The organism is Paenibacillus sabinae T27 (assembly GCF_000612505.1).
In the GTDB taxonomy this organism is placed as follows: Bacteria; Bacillota; Bacilli; order Paenibacillales; family Paenibacillaceae; genus Paenibacillus_AQ; species Paenibacillus_AQ sabinae.
Map to the genome: position 1 here is coordinate 642,383 of NZ_CP004078.1, position 17,618 is coordinate 660,000.

At 55.8% G+C, this 17,618-nt stretch carries 10 protein-coding genes, 1 rRNA gene and 3 riboswitches (1 of these 14 cut by a window edge); all 11 genes read left to right on the forward strand.

Going from position 1 to position 17,618, the window contains the following annotated elements; translation table 11 throughout:
* The first annotated feature begins 65 nt into the window (after nucleotides 1–65).
* A complete protein-coding gene (locus PSAB_RS02995; RefSeq protein ID WP_025333115.1) occupies nucleotides 66–1,547 on the forward strand; it encodes a DUF58 domain-containing protein in 1,482 nt (493 codons plus the stop codon).
* Nucleotides 1,516–4,092, forward strand: coding sequence for a DUF4129 domain-containing transglutaminase family protein (locus PSAB_RS03000; RefSeq protein WP_025333116.1), 2,577 nt, complete (start codon nucleotides 1,516–1,518; stop codon nucleotides 4,090–4,092). Before PSAB_RS02995 ends, PSAB_RS03000 begins: the two co-directional genes overlap by 32 nt.
* Before the next feature lie 521 nt (nucleotides 4,093–4,613).
* Nucleotides 4,614–6,152, forward strand: a complete 1,539-nt coding sequence (gene guaA / locus PSAB_RS03005; RefSeq protein ID WP_025333117.1) for a glutamine-hydrolyzing GMP synthase — start codon at nucleotides 4,614–4,616, stop codon at nucleotides 6,150–6,152.
* A gap of 106 nt (nucleotides 6,153–6,258) precedes the next feature.
* On the forward strand, nucleotides 6,259–6,852 hold the full coding sequence (locus PSAB_RS03010; protein WP_025333118.1) for a YdeI/OmpD-associated family protein: 594 nt from the start codon (nucleotides 6,259–6,261) through the stop codon (nucleotides 6,850–6,852).
* A gap of 158 nt (nucleotides 6,853–7,010) precedes the next feature.
* Nucleotides 7,011–7,110: riboswitch (purine riboswitch) on the forward strand.
* Between the two features lie 120 nt (nucleotides 7,111–7,230).
* Nucleotides 7,231–8,631 carry an NCS2 family permease gene (locus tag PSAB_RS03015; protein WP_025333119.1) on the forward strand — a complete coding sequence of 467 codons (1,401 nt, stop codon included), beginning with the start codon at nucleotides 7,231–7,233 and terminating at the stop codon, nucleotides 8,629–8,631.
* Nucleotides 8,632–8,981: 350 nt separating this feature from the next.
* Nucleotides 8,982–12,803, forward strand: a complete 3,822-nt coding sequence (locus tag PSAB_RS24905) for a phospholipid carrier-dependent glycosyltransferase (RefSeq protein ID WP_025333120.1) — start codon at nucleotides 8,982–8,984, stop codon at nucleotides 12,801–12,803.
* Nucleotides 12,804–12,837: 34 nt separating this feature from the next.
* Nucleotides 12,838–13,842 carry a glycosyltransferase family 2 protein gene (locus PSAB_RS03025; RefSeq protein WP_025333121.1) on the forward strand — a complete coding sequence of 335 codons (1,005 nt, stop codon included), beginning with the start codon at nucleotides 12,838–12,840 and terminating at the stop codon, nucleotides 13,840–13,842.
* Nucleotides 13,835–14,305 (forward strand): GtrA family protein, encoded by a 471-nt coding sequence (locus tag PSAB_RS03030; protein WP_025333122.1) that lies wholly within the window; start codon nucleotides 13,835–13,837, stop codon nucleotides 14,303–14,305. Before PSAB_RS03025 ends, PSAB_RS03030 begins: the two co-directional genes overlap by 8 nt.
* Before the next feature lie 12 nt (nucleotides 14,306–14,317).
* On the forward strand, nucleotides 14,318–14,977 hold the full coding sequence (locus PSAB_RS03035) for a class D sortase (RefSeq protein WP_025333123.1): 660 nt from the start codon (nucleotides 14,318–14,320) through the stop codon (nucleotides 14,975–14,977).
* A gap of 105 nt (nucleotides 14,978–15,082) precedes the next feature.
* Nucleotides 15,083–15,163, forward strand: a riboswitch (cyclic di-GMP riboswitch).
* A gap of 72 nt (nucleotides 15,164–15,235) precedes the next feature.
* Nucleotides 15,236–15,316, forward strand: a riboswitch (cyclic di-GMP riboswitch).
* Nucleotides 15,317–15,329: 13 nt separating this feature from the next.
* On the forward strand, nucleotides 15,330–16,139 hold the full coding sequence (locus PSAB_RS03040; protein ID WP_025333124.1) for a transglutaminase-like domain-containing protein: 810 nt from the start codon (nucleotides 15,330–15,332) through the stop codon (nucleotides 16,137–16,139).
* A 308-nt stretch (nucleotides 16,140–16,447) separates the two neighbouring features.
* Nucleotides 16,448–17,618, forward strand: a 16S ribosomal RNA gene (locus tag PSAB_RS03045) (it continues 385 nt past the right edge of the window).

The window sequence follows — 17,618 nt, forward strand, 5'->3', positions numbered from 1 at the left end:
TCTGTCTGCTCCTTTTCATGGGAAGAATAATAGAAAACCCTTGATAAGGAAGGAGAATGCACTCCATGAAATCCATTCGCCAGACCGGTCTTCCTCCCACTTCTCCGAATATAAGTCTGCCCGGCCAATGGGCGCGCGCGCTGGCCGCAGCGGGCATTGTCGCCGGACTGTACGGATCGCTTGGCGGCTCCGCCCTCTTGTTCCTTCTAATATTCATCGGGCTCGTCATGCTCGGCGGGCTGCTGCTGCAGACGCTTGGTCCAAGAAAGATTGAGCTGGCCCATACGCTTTCTTCTTCGCAGCCGACGGCGGGGAACGGCGTGCTGGTAGCCGTCAGCCTCAGCTTTCGCTCCCGTCTGCCGATTCCCTGGCTGATGATAGAAGAGCGCTGGACCTGCGGGGATCACCGCCTGCTGCTGTTCCCCGGATTCCGGCGCGAATTTCAGTACACGTACCGTCTGGAAGGGCTGACGAGAGGCCGTCAGCAGCTGCTCTGCTGCCGCGTCAGCTGGGGCGATCTTCCGGGCTGGTTCACCGGGACAACCGCCACCGAGGCCGGTCATTCGTTCAAAGTGCTGCCGTCGCCGCTTTACCTCGGAAAGAGGCAGTCTGAGGAAGGAGCCGGGTGGCTGCCGGACCAAGTTCCAAGCCGAGGGCGCCAAAGACCGGATGAAGGATTTGATATCCGTAACTATCAGCCGGGCGATCCGATGAGCCGGGTGCATTGGAAAAATACGGCCCGCCGCGGCTTCCTCCAAAGCCGCGTTCCCGAAAGGGAGAAAGGGCGCATGCTCTGCGTCGTCCTGGACAACTGCCCAAGCTCCTATGAAATACCGTGGGAGTCGCTTCCTCCAAGGGGACATTCCGCGCCGTGGGAACCGCCCTTCGAACGGGCCGTTTCGGCGGCCTTGGGTCTGCTGCTTAGCGCGGAACGCGCGGGCGCCTACACCCAATTGTTCACCGGGGGCTGGCCGGAAGGGATGGCCAGATACGATGGACTGGGCGTCATCCCGGGACGGGTGCTCGATACCCTGTCGGAGATCGCGGCGGACGGAACCCGCACGCTGTCCAGACTGCTCGAAGACGCTTCCCGGCAATGGATTCCCGGCATGCGCGTTGCGGTGATCACAGGCAGTCCCGACCGGGAAGCGGCGCTGACCATCTCCCGGCTGCTCACTCAGGGGATCAAGGTGGATCTGTATTATGTATGGGACAGGAAGGCTCCGGAAAAGCGGAATCCGGCTCCCGGCCCCGGGCAGCGGCGCCCTTCTGCCGAAGCGGGGGTGCATGTTTCCGATTCCGCTCCGGTCCTGAGCGACAAGATCACCGCCTTGTATGAACCCGGGCAGGGCGGAGGTCACGCATCGCCGGAGCCGTTGCCCGGCCTTGGCGGAAGCGAAGCGTCAGGACCCGCACCCGCCGCGACGATCTGCGGCAGCCTGGGCCGTCAGGGAGCCGGCCTGTACTGCCTGGAGCCTGTCCCGCCGGCCGGATCAAGCGGGGAGGGGAGCACGGATGGAGAAGTCCGCAAACCGTCGGCTCGTTAAGCTGCCTGTTACTAACAGCCTTCCGCTGTCCGGGATGGATAGACCGGAGTGGTACCGCTTGGACGGAGGAAGCCCCCAAAGCGTACCTGACCGGGCACCGCTGTACAGTGCCCCGCTTTGGCAGTCGGGTCGCAAGGAATCGGGGGTTCGGGCCGCCGGTGTCTCTTCCCATGAGGCAGGCGGAGCCGGTTGCGCTTCAGCCGAAACGTCACTCACCTATCGCACGCTGTTCTCCCTGTCCCTGTTCGGGTTGTTTGCGGACTGGCTGCATCCGCTGTACCGGATGAACCTTGGGACGGAGACGGAAAGACTGCTGGACGTACTGGCGCTGATGGCTGCGGCGCTGCTCGCCGCCGGGATGCTGCGTGTACCGTCCTGGCGGATCATTCCGGTCCGGTTCGCCATTTTTGCGCTGTCCTGGTTCTATTTATGCTCGGGGCTTACGGGTACGGCCTGGCCGGTCGAATATTTCCCGGGTATCGGGAAGGACGCCGTGCTTCTGCTGTCCGGCCAAATTCATGAAATAAGCGCCGAGAGCCGGCTGCTTCTGCTGCTGACCGGCTGGAGCCTGCTTGTCTCGTCCGTGCAGCATCTGGCGCTGTTCAGGGGGAGCACGATGCTCTTCACATCCGTGACGCTGGTCTATTTGCTGATCCTCGACAAGGGGCTCGGGCGAGATACGTCTGCAGACATCATGCTTTCCGCAGCGCTTATCGCTTGGATGCAGGGGATGAGCGGGCTGCCGCGCCTCTTGGACAAAGCCGGCGGCGCTGCATGGATTCCGTTTCGCCGCTGGGCCGCCGCCGCTTTCGTGTTGGCGGCGGGTCTGACACTCGCCGCCTGGGCCGGGACGGCGGCGACGGGTGGGCAGCCGGGCCGGATTGAGCCGCTCCAGTCGGCCGCCCAGCGGCTGCAAGCCTGGGCGGCGGAGGGACTGCGCAGCCGCGCGGCGGAGATCACCGGGACGGCCGGTTATGGCACTGGCGGCGAGCTTGGCGGTCCGCTTACGCGAAGCGGCGCTCCGGTCTTCACGGTGGAGAGCCCCCAGTCCGCCTATTGGCGCGGAGAGAGCCTGGACCGCTACGACGGGCGCCGCTGGTCCCGGAGCGGGAGCCTGAGCTTGCCGCTCAGCCTGACCGCACTTTCCGCCAAGGAAGCCGCAGGCTCTGACCGGCCGATGCTGCGCCAGCGGTTCCGCTTCGCGGCACCGTCCGCGGGCGGCATTCCCGTATTCGGAGCGGGCCGGGTGCTGTCCGTCTCGGACGTCCGGCAGCTTGACGGCAGCCGGCTCGGCTATATGTTGACGGGAGGGGAAAGGGACAGCTTTGCCCTCCCCGATCTGGCGGGCTCCTCCAAAGTGACGGAATATATGGTCGAATCCCGGCTTCCCGAGAGCGATCCCGAGGTTCTTCGGAAGCTGGCGGGGAGCGACCCTCCGGACGTCCGGGCGAAGGATCTTGAGCTGCCGTCAACCCTTCCACAGCGGGTTAAGAAGCTGGCCGCCAGCCTGACGGCTTCGGCCGGCAGCCGGTATGACGCGGCATTGGCCGTCCGCGACTATTTGCAGAACGCGTATCCGTATACGCTGGACACGCGCGTGCCCCCGACGGGCTCCGACTTTGTCGACGATTTTCTGTTTGCGGAGAAGAAGGGCTACTGCGTCCACTTCGCCTCCGCCATGACCGTCCTGCTGCGAAGCGAAGGCATTCCGGCCCGCTTCGTCCAGGGCTACGCGCCGGGCCGGAGGCTCGCGGGAGGCGGCCCGGCGCGATATGCCGTAACCGAGGGCGACGCCCACGCCTGGGTCGAGGTGTATTTCCCCGGCGCGGGCTGGGTCCCCTTCGACCCGACGCCGGCCTCGGCAGCGGGCGCCGCGCTGCCGCCCGTCGCCGCGGCGGCTGCGCCCGCGCCGCCGGAGCCCCCCGCGCCCGCCGCAGCCGGCGCGGGAACGCTGCCCGCCCCCGCGCTGCCCGGGGGCGGCCCGCCTGCGCCGCCCGCGGCTGCGGCGGCGCTGCTTGCCGCCGCCGCGTGGCGCTGGCGGTGGAGCCTGGCGCTGCTGCGTCTCGGGCACAGCAGCGCGGGCAGGGAGCGGCTGCTGCTGGCCGCCTCCCTGTCTTGGCGGGTGCTGGCCGCGCGCTACGGCCCGCCCCCGCCGGGGGCGACGGGCAGGGAGTATGCCGCGTCCCTGCCCATAGAAGATGCCGGACTGCGCGCAGCCGTCCGGCGGTTCGTCCGCCAGTGGGAAGCGCTGGCGTACGGTGGTGCGGGAGGCCCTGATCTGCGCAGGGCCGCTCCGTATGGGCGGCATCAGCCCGGCGGTTCCGGGCCGGACTCCGCCCCGGCTGGCGACTGCTTACCGGGCTCCGGCCCTGAGCGCAGCCTCCCGCAGCGCATCCGCCGCTTAGCCGGCGGCTCCGTCATTCCGGCGGTATTCCCGGCCCTTCGCCAGTCTTCGAAGGCTGGCGGAGGACCGGGGACGCCGGCTCACTGGAGCGCAAGAGCATTCATGCGCGATTGTCTGCGGATCGCTTTCTATTTGAGCTAAGAGGCGGGTGCCTGGAAGCCCACCTCTTGCTTTTTGCAGATAACCTGCGATTGTACATCTTTTGGCGTCTGGAAGTCGCCACTGAATAATATTCGTGCTAAAGTACAGTTTTTTACCCGTTCAGCCTCATATGCAGCCGGTACAGCCTCGAAATTCCTGCATAATTGTAGGAATTTCCCTGCTGGCATACGCATTCGCTGGAAAAACATGCACTATAGTAGGTTTTGTAAGAGGCAGAACTATAAATCACAACTAACCTGACTTCGAGTCCATCTCGAATTCATATACCCCGGGGGAGAAGCGCTCACGAAATGGTTGACTTCAATCATTGACTTCAATCATTGACTTCAATATACAAGTCAGCCGAAGCTGTATTTTTCGATTGAGAAAGACATTCTCCTTCTGTGAACTCTTATCGTCAGAAGAATCCGTAAGCGATTACTTCGCAGCCTGTCCGCCTTTCCTTGACGGTGCGAATTCCGTTCTCGTATAATGAATCCAACAATCAAGGGAGGCAAGTAATGAACAAGCCAAATGAAATTATTGTTGTTCTCGATTTCGGAGGACAGTACAACCAATTGATCGCGCGCAGAATTCGGGATTTGGGCGTATACAGCGAACTTCTGCCATATAATACGCCAGTCGACCGGATCAAGGAACTCTCGCCCAAAGGTATCGTATTCTCCGGCGGCCCGATGAGCGTTTACGCCGAGGACGCTCCGCATGTGGACCCGGCCATTTATGATCTCGGACTGCCGATTTTTGGGATCTGCTACGGCATGCAGCTGATGGCTCATCAGCTAAGCGGCAAGGTCGAGCGAGCATCCAAGCGGGAATACGGCAAGGCGGATCTGACTTTCGAAGCCGGAGCGACGCTGGTCAAAGGTCTTGAAGGAAGCCAGACCGTATGGATGAGTCACGGCGACCACGTGTCCCTGCTTCCGGAAGGCTTCAAGCTGGATGCCGGTACCGAAAGCGCGCCGATCGCGGCAATGAGCCACGAAGGACGGAAGCTGTATGCGGTACAGTTCCACCCGGAAGTGCGCCACTCCGTGAACGGCAACGAGATGATTAAGAATTTCCTGTATGAAGTTTGCGGCTGCGATGGCAACTGGACGATGGAATCCTTTATCGAGGATGCCATTCAAGATATCCGCGCGAAGGTTGGCGACAAGAAGGTGCTGTGCGCCCTGAGCGGCGGCGTCGATTCTTCCGTTGTCGCGATGCTGATTCACCGCGCCATCGGCGACCAACTGACCTGTATGTTCATCGACCACGGTCTGCTCCGTAAAGGCGAAGCCGAGAGCGTAATGGAGACGTTCGTCGGCAAATTCGATATTCACGTTGTCAAGATTGACGCCCGTGATCGTTTCCTCGGCAAGTTAACCGGCGTAGACGATCCCGAACAGAAGCGCAAGATTATCGGCAACGAATTTATCTACTGCTTCGACGAGGAATCGGCCAAGCTCGGCGATTTTGATTTCCTTGCCCAGGGTACGCTGTACACGGACATCGTGGAGAGCGGAACCGCCACGGCGCAGACGATCAAGTCGCATCATAATGTCGGCGGACTGCCGGAGGACATGAAGTTCAGCCTGATCGAGCCGCTGAACACGCTGTTCAAGGACGAGGTGCGGAAGGTTGGCGAGGAGCTTGGCCTGCCGCATGCCATCGTATGGCGCCAGCCGTTCCCGGGACCGGGCCTCGCTATCCGCGTGCTGGGCGAGGTTACGGAGGACAAGCTGACGATTGTCCGTGATTCGGACTACATCCTGCGCGAGGAAATCGCCAAGGCGGGTCTTGAGAGCGAAATCTGGCAGTACTTCACCGCGCTGCCGAACATGAAGAGCGTAGGAGTCATGGGCGACGCCCGGACCTACTCCTATACGGTAGGCATCCGCGCCGTAACGTCCATCGACGGCATGACCGCCGACTGGGCCCGCATTCCGTGGGATGTGCTAGAGAAGATCTCCGTGCGGATTGTCAACGAAGTCGAGAACGTCAACCGCGTCGTCTACGACATTACCTCCAAGCCGCCGGCTACCATTGAGTGGGAATAGGCCTGCTGCAAAAATTACTCTCTTTTATTGCGTTATTTTGAGCAATAGAAGAGGGTAATTTTTTTATGACATACTGAGATGGAATGATGAAAAGGAGTGTTCTTTGATGACCAATAGCAGAATGAATCCTAAGGTTGATGAATTTTTAAGTAAAGCTAAAAAGTGGCAGGAAGAATTTGAGAAATTGCGAATGATCATTCTTGACTGTGAGCTGACCGAAGATTTTAAGTGGATGCATCCCTGCTACACGTTTGAGAAAAAAAACATCGTTCTAATACATGGATTTAAAGAGTATTGTGCACTACTGTTTCACAAAGGCGCCTTGTTAAAGGATACCCATGGGATTCTAATTCAACAAACGGAGAATGTGCAGGCGGCGCGTCAGATTCGGTTCACCAATTTTCGAGAAATAGCCGAGATGGAAACCATCTTGAAAGCCTATATTTATGAAGCCATTGAAGTCGAGAAGGCCGGTCTGGAAGTGAATTTTAAAAAGCATACCGAATTCAACATTCCTGAAGAATTTCAAAATAAACTCGATGAAATCCCTGACTTGAAAACGGCTTTTGAAGCATTGACGCCGGGACGGCAAAGAGCATACATTCTTTATTTCTCTGAACCCAAACAATCCAAAACGCGAGTGTCAAGGGTTGAAAAATATATGCAGAAAATTCTGGGCGGAAAGGGATTGAATGATTAGTGTTATAGCACGCGCCGGATCGCGTCAACCAATGCAATTCGTTCTCGTAAATTAGGACTGCGGCAAAACTTGTCATAATAACGAACAATGACAAGAACATGACGGGGATTGTTCGTTTTTAGCATTGACAAGCCATGTCACATACGCCTAAAATGAGAAAGCATTAGCAACAGGATATTCGTATAATCCCGGGAATTGGCCCGGGAGTTTCTACGAGGTCACCGTAATGGCCTGGCTACGAAAATAAGAAAGCTGTCCCGGTTTGAAGCTGCGGCCCGTTCCGCGGCGGCTACGGGAAGCTCTTTTTCAAGCCGGCGTCCGCGAGGGTGCCGGCTTTTTTGCTGCTGCTTCAAACAATTACAACAGGGGGAGAACATTTTGGAACGCTTTTTCAAACTCAAAGAGAACGGCACTTCGGTACGCACTGAAATTATGGCCGGTCTGACCACTTTTATGGCAATGGCGTATATTTTGTCGGTGAATCCCGGCACATTGACCGCCTTCGGTCGTATCGATATGGGCTGGTATTCGGTATTTTTGGCGACCGCGCTGGCCGCTGGCATTTTCACCATCGCCATGGGGCTGTTCATTAACTTCCCGGTTGCGCTTGCGCCCGGCATGGGTCTTAACGCGTATTTCGCATCGGTTGTCCTGTCCTCGGCGACGTCGGCCCATCCGTTTACCTGGCAAATGGGCTTGACGGCTGTCTTCATCTCTGGTCTGATCTTCATTCTGCTGACCATCACCCGGGTACGCCAGATTCTGCTTGATGCGATTCCGGACAGTCTCAAGCATGCGATCACGGTTGGCATCGGACTCTTCATCACGATTATCGGCCTGAAGAACAGCGGAATTATGACGATCGGCGTAGAGGCGGGCAATGCGATTCCGGCCAATACGTTTACCGATGTGCTGTACTTCGAAACGGTCTTTCATCTTGGAAGCCTTAATAACACCAATGTTCAGCTGGCCCTCATCGGTCTTGTACTGATCGGCATTCTGATGGTGCTGGAGGTCAAAGGCGCGATTCTGTTTGGTATTCTCGGCACTACAGTAATCGGCATGCTGATGGGCGCAGTCGATTTTGCCACCCTGTCCAATCCGTCTACGCCATGGGTTCCGGATTTCACGCAGCTGAACTTCCTGGCGTTTGACTGGAACGGCATTCTGCATACCGGCATTATTTCGGCGATTGCCACCTTCACCTTCGTCGAACTGTTCGACACCTTCGGCACGCTCGTCGGAACGGCGCAGCGCGCGGGAATTATGGACAACCCTGAGACGGGTAAAAAACGCGTCGGCAAAGCGATGCTCGTAGACGCGGCTGCGGTCGCCGGCGGCGCCATGCTGGGCACATCGACCACAACGGCTTACATCGAGAGCGCGGCGGGCGTGGCCGAAGGCGGACGTACGGGACTTACCGCCGTCACGACAGGCGTGTGCTTCCTGCTTGCCCTGTTCCTGGCGCCGGTAGCCGCTTTGATTCCCGGCTCCGCCACGGCGGCGGCCCTGATCATTGTCGGCGTGCTGATGGCGCAGTCCATCCGCCGGATTGATTTTAACGATATGGTTATCGCCATTCCGTCGTTCCTGACCCTCGCGATTATGCCTTTTACCTACAACATCGCGAACGGCATTTCTTTCGGTATCGTTACTTACGTGATCCTGGCGTTTGTAGCTAACCTTGCAGGCAAAAAGAAATACGATATCCACTGGATGATGTGGCTGCTGGCCATTCTGGTGGTCCTTCGTTACTTGCTGATCGGCAGCCAGGGCTAAACCGGGCGGTTCCTATGCGGCTCCTTCCTAAACGGAAGGGGCCATTTCTTATTTCTACGAGAAACGTACTTGCGTCTTGAAAGACGCCGTCAGGCGCTTCTTCTTGAAATATCAGAAAGTATAAGCTTCGCGCTTATCCTTAACCTGATATTTTTACGAGAAACGGATGCCTTCCTCTTTCAGAGGACGGCGAAGCCTTTTCTTCTTATATATAGCGCGTAATTCACCGTATTTTCGGAAGTCAGACCGGACTTTAATTCACATGGCAATTCGATTATATTGAAATGAGGGAAAAATAAAGCACACTCACATACATAGATTCGGACGATTATACGAAGGTGGTTACAAGGATGAAGAAGTGGCCAAATGCCGCAAAATTGATGTTTATGCTTCTGCTGTGTATGCTTGCCTTGCCTGCGGGAACAATGTTTGCGGAAGGGAATCTTTTGCAAAATTCCGGCTTTGAGGAGTCGGCTTCGAATGCGCCCGCTTCCTGGAATAAGGACGTGTGGGTTCAGGGCGACCAGGCAAGCCTGCTTTCCGTGGAATCTGCAGATGTCCATTCCGGCAGCTTCGCAGCCGCTGTAGAGAATATGCAGCCGAATCATGCCAAATGGATTCAGACCGTTGCCGTCAAGCCGGACACCCATTACCGGATATCCGGTTGGGTGAAAATGGTGAACGCGGGAGCGGAGGGAATCGGAGCCAATATCTTCGTCGTCGGCGTAGGCGGGGGATATCCAAGCACCAAGGATACCGGCGGAGGCTGGCAGCAACTCACGTTCGTGGGCAAGACGGGCCCGGATCAAAAAGAAATGGGCATCGGCGCCGCCCTCGGCGGGTACGGCAATTTGGCCACCGGCAAAGCGTACTTCGATGATTTGTCCGTGGAAGAGCTGAGCTCCGCCCCGGCCGGGGCTTCGGTACTCTCGCTTGATCCCGGTTCGTCTTCGGCGGGTACGGCGGGAAAGCCGGTTAAAATTTCATCCAAGGATATTTTGCTCTTCTCCGCGCTGTTCGCCTGCCTGTTCGCGTGGGTGTACCGGACTGCGCTTCGCAGCCGCCGCCTGCTCCGAAGAGAGAATTGCAACTTTGGCCTATGGCTGGGTTTGGTTCTTGCCGCGGCTTTCCTGCTGCGCCTGTGGCTCGGCTGGACTTCGCAGGGCTATATGAACGACATGAAGACCTTTATGTTCTGGGGGCAGCGGCTCGCCGAGGTAGGCCCGGGACGCTTTTACCAGAAAGGCCTGTTTGCGGATTATCCTCCAGGGTATCTTTATATATTGTATCTTCTGCATGTCATACAGGGCGGACTCGGCCTGAGCCCGGATTCTCCCGGAGAGATGCTGCTGTTCAAGCTGCCGGCGATTCTATCGGATATTGCGGCCGGATGGTTCATTTACCGGATCGGAAGCAAGAAGCTTACGAGCGGGATTGCGCTCGGTCTTGCGGCGCTGTATTTGTTTAACCCGGCCGTACTTACGGATTCGGCGGTGTGGGGGCAGGCGGATGCCTTTTTCGTACTGTTCCTGCTGCTCAGCATTAACGCCGTCTCGGATAAACGGCTGGCCGTTTCCGCGCTCTGGTTCGCGGTCGCCACGGCGGTGAAGCCGCAGGCGCTTATTTTTACGCCGGTGCTGCTGTTTGCGTTCCTGCACTACCGCGCCTGGAAGGAGCTGCTAAAGGGTGCAGTGTACGGGCTGGCCGCATTTGCCCTGATCACCTTGCCGTTCTTTTGGGACAACGGGGGGCTCGGCGGACTGATTGATCTTTACAAAAGCACGCTGTCTTCCTACCCTTACTCGACCGTCAACGCTTTTAATCTCTATATGCTTATCGCTCCGAGCTGGGCGCCAATCGACCGGTTATGGCTTGGAATCCCTTTCCGCGCCTGGGGCAATATCGCAATTATCGCCGCCGTGCTTTTGGCCGGGGTCTACTCGTTCCGCAAAGATAAGAAGGATCTGTCCAAGTCCTTCTTTATCGGTCTGGTTCTGATTGTGGTCATGTTTGTCGTCGGGACCAAAATGCATGAACGGTACATGTTCCCGGCGCTTATCCTAAGTTTATTCGTTTTTATGGAGACCAAGGACCGGAGGCTGCTGATGCTGTTCTTCGGTCTGAGCTTGACCCAGTACGTCAATGTGGCCTATGTGCTGCTGCATCTGAATGCCGGGCAGAATCCGGGCTCGGACGGCATTGTTCTGGTCACATCAATCGCCAACATCGGGCTGCTGCTCTTCATGCTGTACATCGGGTGGGATATTTACTTTAGGGGAAAAATCCTCCCGTTTGCTCTTCCGTATACGGACCGGCAGCTTCGTGAAGCCGACCTGGCGCTCGCCGGAGAGCTCCGTCCTTCAAGTCATGGCCGCCCGGGAGGCGTATTCCCGAGGCTGGTGCGAAAGGACTGGCTGTGGATGGGGGGCATTACCTTGCTCTATGGCGCGCTGTCTCTGGTCAATCTCGGCTCGTCCTCTTCGCCGCAGACGGTCTGGGCGCCTTCAGCCGCCGGTGAAAGCTTCTATGTGGATTTGGGAGCCGCGAAGCAGCTGGATAAGGTAAGAATATTCGGCGGCGTGGGCACGGGCGAATTTACGCTGGAGTTTGGCGACACGCCTGGTACCTGGTCCGGACCCGTCAAGATTAAGGAGGACGTCGGCAACGTCTTTATCTGGAAAAGCCAGGAGCTTAACGCCACCGCGCGTTATGTCCGGGTCTATGTGAATAGCCCGGGCTTCTACCTGCATGAGATGGCCTTTTATGAGCAAGGCAACGCGTCGCCGCTGGCCGTTGCCGATGTGTCGCCGGATACGGGAGGAACTCCCAAAAAAGGCGAGCCGGCTAACCTGTTCGACGAACGGCAGCTCATTCCGGCGAACTCGGGCTTTATGAACAGCACCTATTTTGATGAGATTTATCATGCCCGAACCGCTTATGAGTATGCCCATGGCATCGTTCCTTATGAGAACACGCATCCGCCGCTCGGCAAGCTGCTGATTTCCGTCGGCATGACTCTGTTTGGCGTCAATCCGTTCGGCTGGCGGATCGTCGGTACGGTGTTTGGAATCGCCATGCTGCCTGTCATTTATATGATGGCGCTGCGGCTGTTCGGGCGGACGCGCTACGCGGCGCTTGCGGCAGGGCTGTTCGCGCTGGACTTTATGCATTTCACGCAGACCCGGATCGCCACCATTGATGTGTACGGCGTCTTCTTCATCATGCTGATGTTCTATTTCATGCAGCGTTATACCGTTATGAATTTCTACCGTGATCCGCTGCGCAAGACGCTGTGGCCGCTCTTTTGGTCCGGACTGTTCTTCGGCATCGGCGTCGCCTCCAAATGGATTGTCCTTTATGGAGGGGCGGGTCTGGCGATAATGCTTGGCATATCGCTATTTGACCGGTTCCGGCAGTACCGGGCCGCCCGGCGCCTGCTTGCCGCCGGAAAGGGCGGAGACGCGGAAATGTCCTCCGCCTGCCGGGAGGCTGAACGAACGTTCTGGAGCAGAACGATCATCACGCTGGCATGCTGCCTTGTCTTTTTTGTCGTGATACCGGCCGTGATTTACAGTCTGTCGTTTATTCCCGTTCTGTCCGTCACACCGGAAGGCTATACGTTCAAAGGACTCATTCAAGCGCAAAAGGACATGTATGATTACCACAGCCAGCTTGTGGCTACCCATCCGTTCTCTTCCCAGTGGTGGCAGTGGCCCTTCATGAAGCGGCCGGTATGGTTTTTCAGCGGCGGGGAAGGCCTGCCGGCAGGACAGGTGAGCAGCATTGTGACAATGGGCAATCCGCTGATCTGGTGGACCGGTGTGTTTGCCATTCTCGCTGTGCTCTGGCTAACGCTGAAGCGCCGGGAGAAGCAGCAGTACGTCATTTGGATCGGTTATTTTTCCCAGTATGTTCCCTGGATGCTCGTTCCGCGCGAGACGTTCCTTTACCATTATTTCGCCATGGTGCCGTTCCTGATTCTGGCGCTGGTCTATGTGCTGAAGCTGTCGGACGGATACTTCCCGGAATCGCGGTCCAGAGTTATTCGTTATGTGTTTGTCGCGGGAGCGGCGCTGCTCTTCGTGATGTTCTATCCCGTCCTGTCGGGGCTGCAGGTTAGCGGAGATTATGTGACGGGCGTCCTGCGCTGGTTCCCGACTTGGGTCTTCTAGAGTCAGACCTGTCCACAACTTAGGAGGAAAAGAAATGAAAGCCAGATACAGCGTGATCGTCCCGATGTATAATGAGGAAGAAGTCATCTCCCATACGTATGAGCGCCTGAAAGAAGTCATGGACCGTTCCGGAGATGCGTACGAACTGATTTTCGTGAACGACGGAAGCCGGGACCGCTCAGCCGAGATGATCCGGGAGATTGCAGTCCGGGACGAGCATGTGAAGCTTATTGATTTTTCGCGGAATTTCGGCCATCAGATCGCGATTACCGCCGGTATGGACTATGCCCGGGGCGAAGCAGTCGTCGTGATCGACGCGGATCTTCAGGACCCGCCGGAGGTCATCCTGGAGCTAATTGCCAAATGGAAGCAGGGGTATGAGGTGGTGTATGCCAAACGGCTGAAGCGCCACGGCGAGACCTTTTTCAAAAAAATGACCGCCAAGCTCTTTTACCGCCTGCTCAGTAGCATGACCAGCGTGGATATCCCGACCGATACGGGCGACTTCCGCCTGATTGACCGCAAGGTGTGCGATGTGCTGCGCGAGCTGAAGGAGAAGAACCGCTATGTCAGAGGTCTTGTCAGCTGGGTCGGCTTCCGTCAGACGATGGTGGAGTACGTTCGCGAAGAGCGTTTTGCCGGGGAAACGAAGTATCCTCTCAAAAAAATGATCCGGTTTGCGCTCGACGGCATCACGTCCTTTTCGCACAAACCGCTCAAAATCGCATCTTATCTCGGATTTTCGCTCTCTTTTTCCAGTTTTATCTTTCTGTTCTTCGTCTTGATGCAAAAATGGTTCACCTCCCGCACCGTGCCCGGCTGGGCCTCCATTGTAGGGGTGAATCTGCTGTTTAACGGGATTGTACTTATGATTCTCGGGGTAATCGGGGAATACATCGGCCGGATTTACGACGAATCGAAGGATCGGCCGCTGTATATTGTCCGCCGGACCGTGGGCTATACCAGCCTGAAAGAAGAGGAAGCTGAGCTCCTTCGCGAGGAAGCTGGACTTACGCGGAAGGGCGTGCCTCATGAATAACAAAAATATGCGCGGCGAAATCATCCAGTTCGTTAAATTTAATATTGTCGGTCTGCTGAATACGCTCGTCGATATGGCCGTGTTCGCGCTGCTGAATTCGCTCGGACTGTACTATGTCGTGGGCCAGATCATCTCTTATGGGGCGGGAACGGCCAACAGCTTTATTTTAAACAGCAATATAACGTTCAAGGACCGGAAGCGGTCCAAAGAGGACGGGTTCGATTATAAGCAGCTGATGAGGTTTATTGTTTTGAATTTGGTTGTGCTGGGTATATCTTTGCTGCTGATGAGCTTGCTAATCGACCGGCTGGGACTGAAGGAGCTGGTATCGAAGGTACTGGTTACCTTTGTTACGGTCATCATCAATTTTGTCGGCAGCAGAAAATGGGTGTTCGTGAACCCGAAGCAGCCCCTGTCCGTTTCGGGCGAGGCGGTCTCCGGAGGGGATGCGGACCAACGTTAGAGGTGAGATAACTTGCGCAAGCTGTCCTATATCATTATTATTGCGGGCGTTCTGCTGCTCCTGTATCCGAAGGCCAGCGAATGGTTCGAAGACTGGCAGCAGCAGAAGCTGCTGGAGGAAGCGGAACGGAACTTTGAACAAGGAACGAATACGGCTCAGACCTCTGTCGATCCCGACTTGCGGCTCAAATACGCCAAAGTGACGCAGCTGCTTGCGGATGAATCGGTATTGGGCGAAGAATCTGAATCTGCGGATAATAATGGGGCTTCGGACGCCGGCGAGCAAGCGATCGGACTGATTGAGATCGATACGATTGATGCCAAGCTTCCCGTGCTTGAAGGAGCCACCAAAGCGAATATGAGGCATTCAGCCGTGCATCTGACCGAGACCGCTCCGCTCGGAGAAGTAGGCAATGCGGCCATTGCTGCTCACCGCGCTCATACCAAAGGCAGACTGTTTAACCGTCTGAACGAAGTGAAGATCGGAGATACGATCACCGTTAAGACCAGAGGGAAAGTCTATAATTATATCGTTTATGATATTCAGATCGTTGATCCGACAGACATTTCCGTGCTGGAGGGCAATAAAAAAGACCGGATCTTGACGCTGATTACCTGCGATCCGCTGATCAACCCGACCCATCGGCTTATTGTCCACGCAAAACTTCCGTGACTGTAGCGGAAAAATGTTAAAAGAGGCGGATGGAGCAGGTATATCTTCCTATTATTCTATTGTTATTTGATATTGATATGGTAAAATATATGTAGAAAAGCTAAACACGATAAATGGCAAACCTCCCGAAAGGTAGGGACGCAAAGCTACAGGGCCTTCCCGTCAGGATGGCAGCCAGCTGCCGAATGAAGAGGCTTTTTTGTTTGAGTTTTAATATAAATTATGGTATTTATTCCAAAAATAATAAAGATAAAGCTTGTGTGACAAAGGCAAACCTGCCGAAAGGCAGGGACGCAAAGCTACAGGGCCTTCCCGCCAGGATGGCAGCCAGCTACCGAAAGGAGTTTTATCCATGAAGAAGTTGTATGCGGTGATCCTCGCTTTATTAATCGTCGCCGCCTCCGCCGAAGCGACTCCGGCAGCCGCTGCGAGCAGCGGGTCCGAATGGCTGGATGCTTCGGAGTTAAGCCAAGGTGTTGTCGGCATTCAATATAACGTTCCGCAGAACAAGCGCACCAAACTGATGATCACCAAGAACGGCAGCAGCTATACCTACAACCTGTTCGCATCGGAGCCTAATGAATCTTTCCCTCTTCAACAAGGCAACGGTACCTATCGCATCTCCATCCTTGAGAACACCAGCGGCAATAAATATAAAGTGGTGTATTCCGACTCGGTCGACCTCTCGCTAAGCGACCCCAACGCTGTATATTTGAGCTCCGTGCAGAATGTGAATTGGAGTCCCTCGGACAAAGCGGTACAAAAAGCGAAACAATTGACTCAGAACGCTGCCACGGACAAAGAAAAGGTAACCGCCATCTACAACTATATCGTCTCCAATATTAAATATGATTACGCTTTGGCCGCTAATGTAGCCAATGATTATGTGCCGAGTATCGACAATACGCTTGCCTCCAAAAAAGGAATTTGCTATGACTACGCCTCCCTTTTCGCCGCCATGCTTCGGAGTGTGGATGTACCGGCCAAGCTGGTCATGGGCAATAGCAGCTATGTAGCTGAGTACCATGCCTGGAACGAAGTCCTCATCGGAGGCAAGTGGGTCACTATCGATACAACAGTTGATGCGGGCTTGGGCAAGAGCGGCAAGACGGCTCCCCTGATTAAAAGCGCAAGTAAATATACGGCCGTGAAGTATTACTAAGCACAAACAATCCGCTTAACCAATAAGTGGATTGTTTTTTTTTGTGATTTCGGGGTTGCCATATTCAATGAGAAGAGGTATTATAGGTGAGTCGCTCTTGGGAGGCACAAGCGTTTAAAGATAACTTGAAAAAAACTTTTTAAAAAAAGCTTGCGTTTCTGAAGAGTACATGATATATTATAAAAGTTGCTGCTAACGAAAAGTTGAACGGCGGCAAAGAAGTTTGATCTTTGAAAACTGAACAACGAGTGAGTATTAAATGAGAAGAAATTCTCGTCAGTTTGTTTGATTGAGCTATCGGCTCTACCTTTTTGGAGAGTTTGATCCTGGCTCAGGACGAACGCTGGCGGCGTGCCTAATACATGCAAGTCGAGCGGAGTTATGATGGAGCTTGCTCCTGATTAACTTAGCGGCGGACGGGTGAGTAACACGTAGGCAACCTGCCCCTTGGACTGGGATAACTACCGGAAACGGTAGCTAATACCGGATAAGACCTTCTGGTGCATACCGGAAGGCGGAAAGGCGGAGCAATCTGTCACCAGGGGATGGGCCTGCGGCGCATTAGCTAGTTGGTGGGGTAACGGCTCACCAAGGCGACGATGCGTAGCCGACCTGAGAGGGTGAACGGCCACACTGGGACTGAGACACGGCCCAGACTCCTACGGGAGGCAGCAGTAGGGAATCTTCCGCAATGGGCGAAAGCCTGACGGAGCAACGCCGCGTGAGTGATGAAGGTTTTCGGATCGTAAAGCTCTGTTGCCAGGGAAGAACGTCTCTTAAGAGTAACTGCTAAGAGAGTGACGGTACCTGAGAAGAAAGCCCCGGCTAACTACGTGCCAGCAGCCGCGGTAATACGTAGGGGGCAAGCGTTGTCCGGAATTATTGGGCGTAAAGCGCGCGCAGGCGGCTGTTTAAGTCTGGTGTTTAAACCATGGGCTCAACCTGTGGTCGCACTGGAAACTGGGCAGCTTGAGTGCAGAAGAGGAAAGTGGAATTCCACGTGTAGCGGTGAAATGCGTAGAGATGTGGAGGAACACCAGTGGCGAAGGCGACTTTCTGGGCTGTAACTGACGCTGAGGCGCGAAAGCGTGGGGAGCAAACAGGATTAGATACCCTGGTAGTCCACGCCGTAAACGATGAGTGCTAGGTGTTAGGGGTTTCGATACCCTTGGTGCCGAAGTTAACACAGTAAGCACTCCGCCTGGGGAGTACGGTCGCAAGACTGAAACTCAAAGGAATTGACGGGGACCCGCACAAGCAGTGGAGTATGTGGTTTAATTCGAAGCAACGCGAAGAACCTTACCAGGTCTTGACATCCCTCTGACCGGACTAGAGATAGTCCTTTCCTTCGGGACAGAGGAGACAGGTGGTGCATGGTTGTCGTCAGCTCGTGTCGTGAGATGTTGGGTTAAGTCCCGCAACGAGCGCAACCCTTGACTTTAGTTGCCAGCAGGTGAAGCTGGGCACTCTAGAGTGACT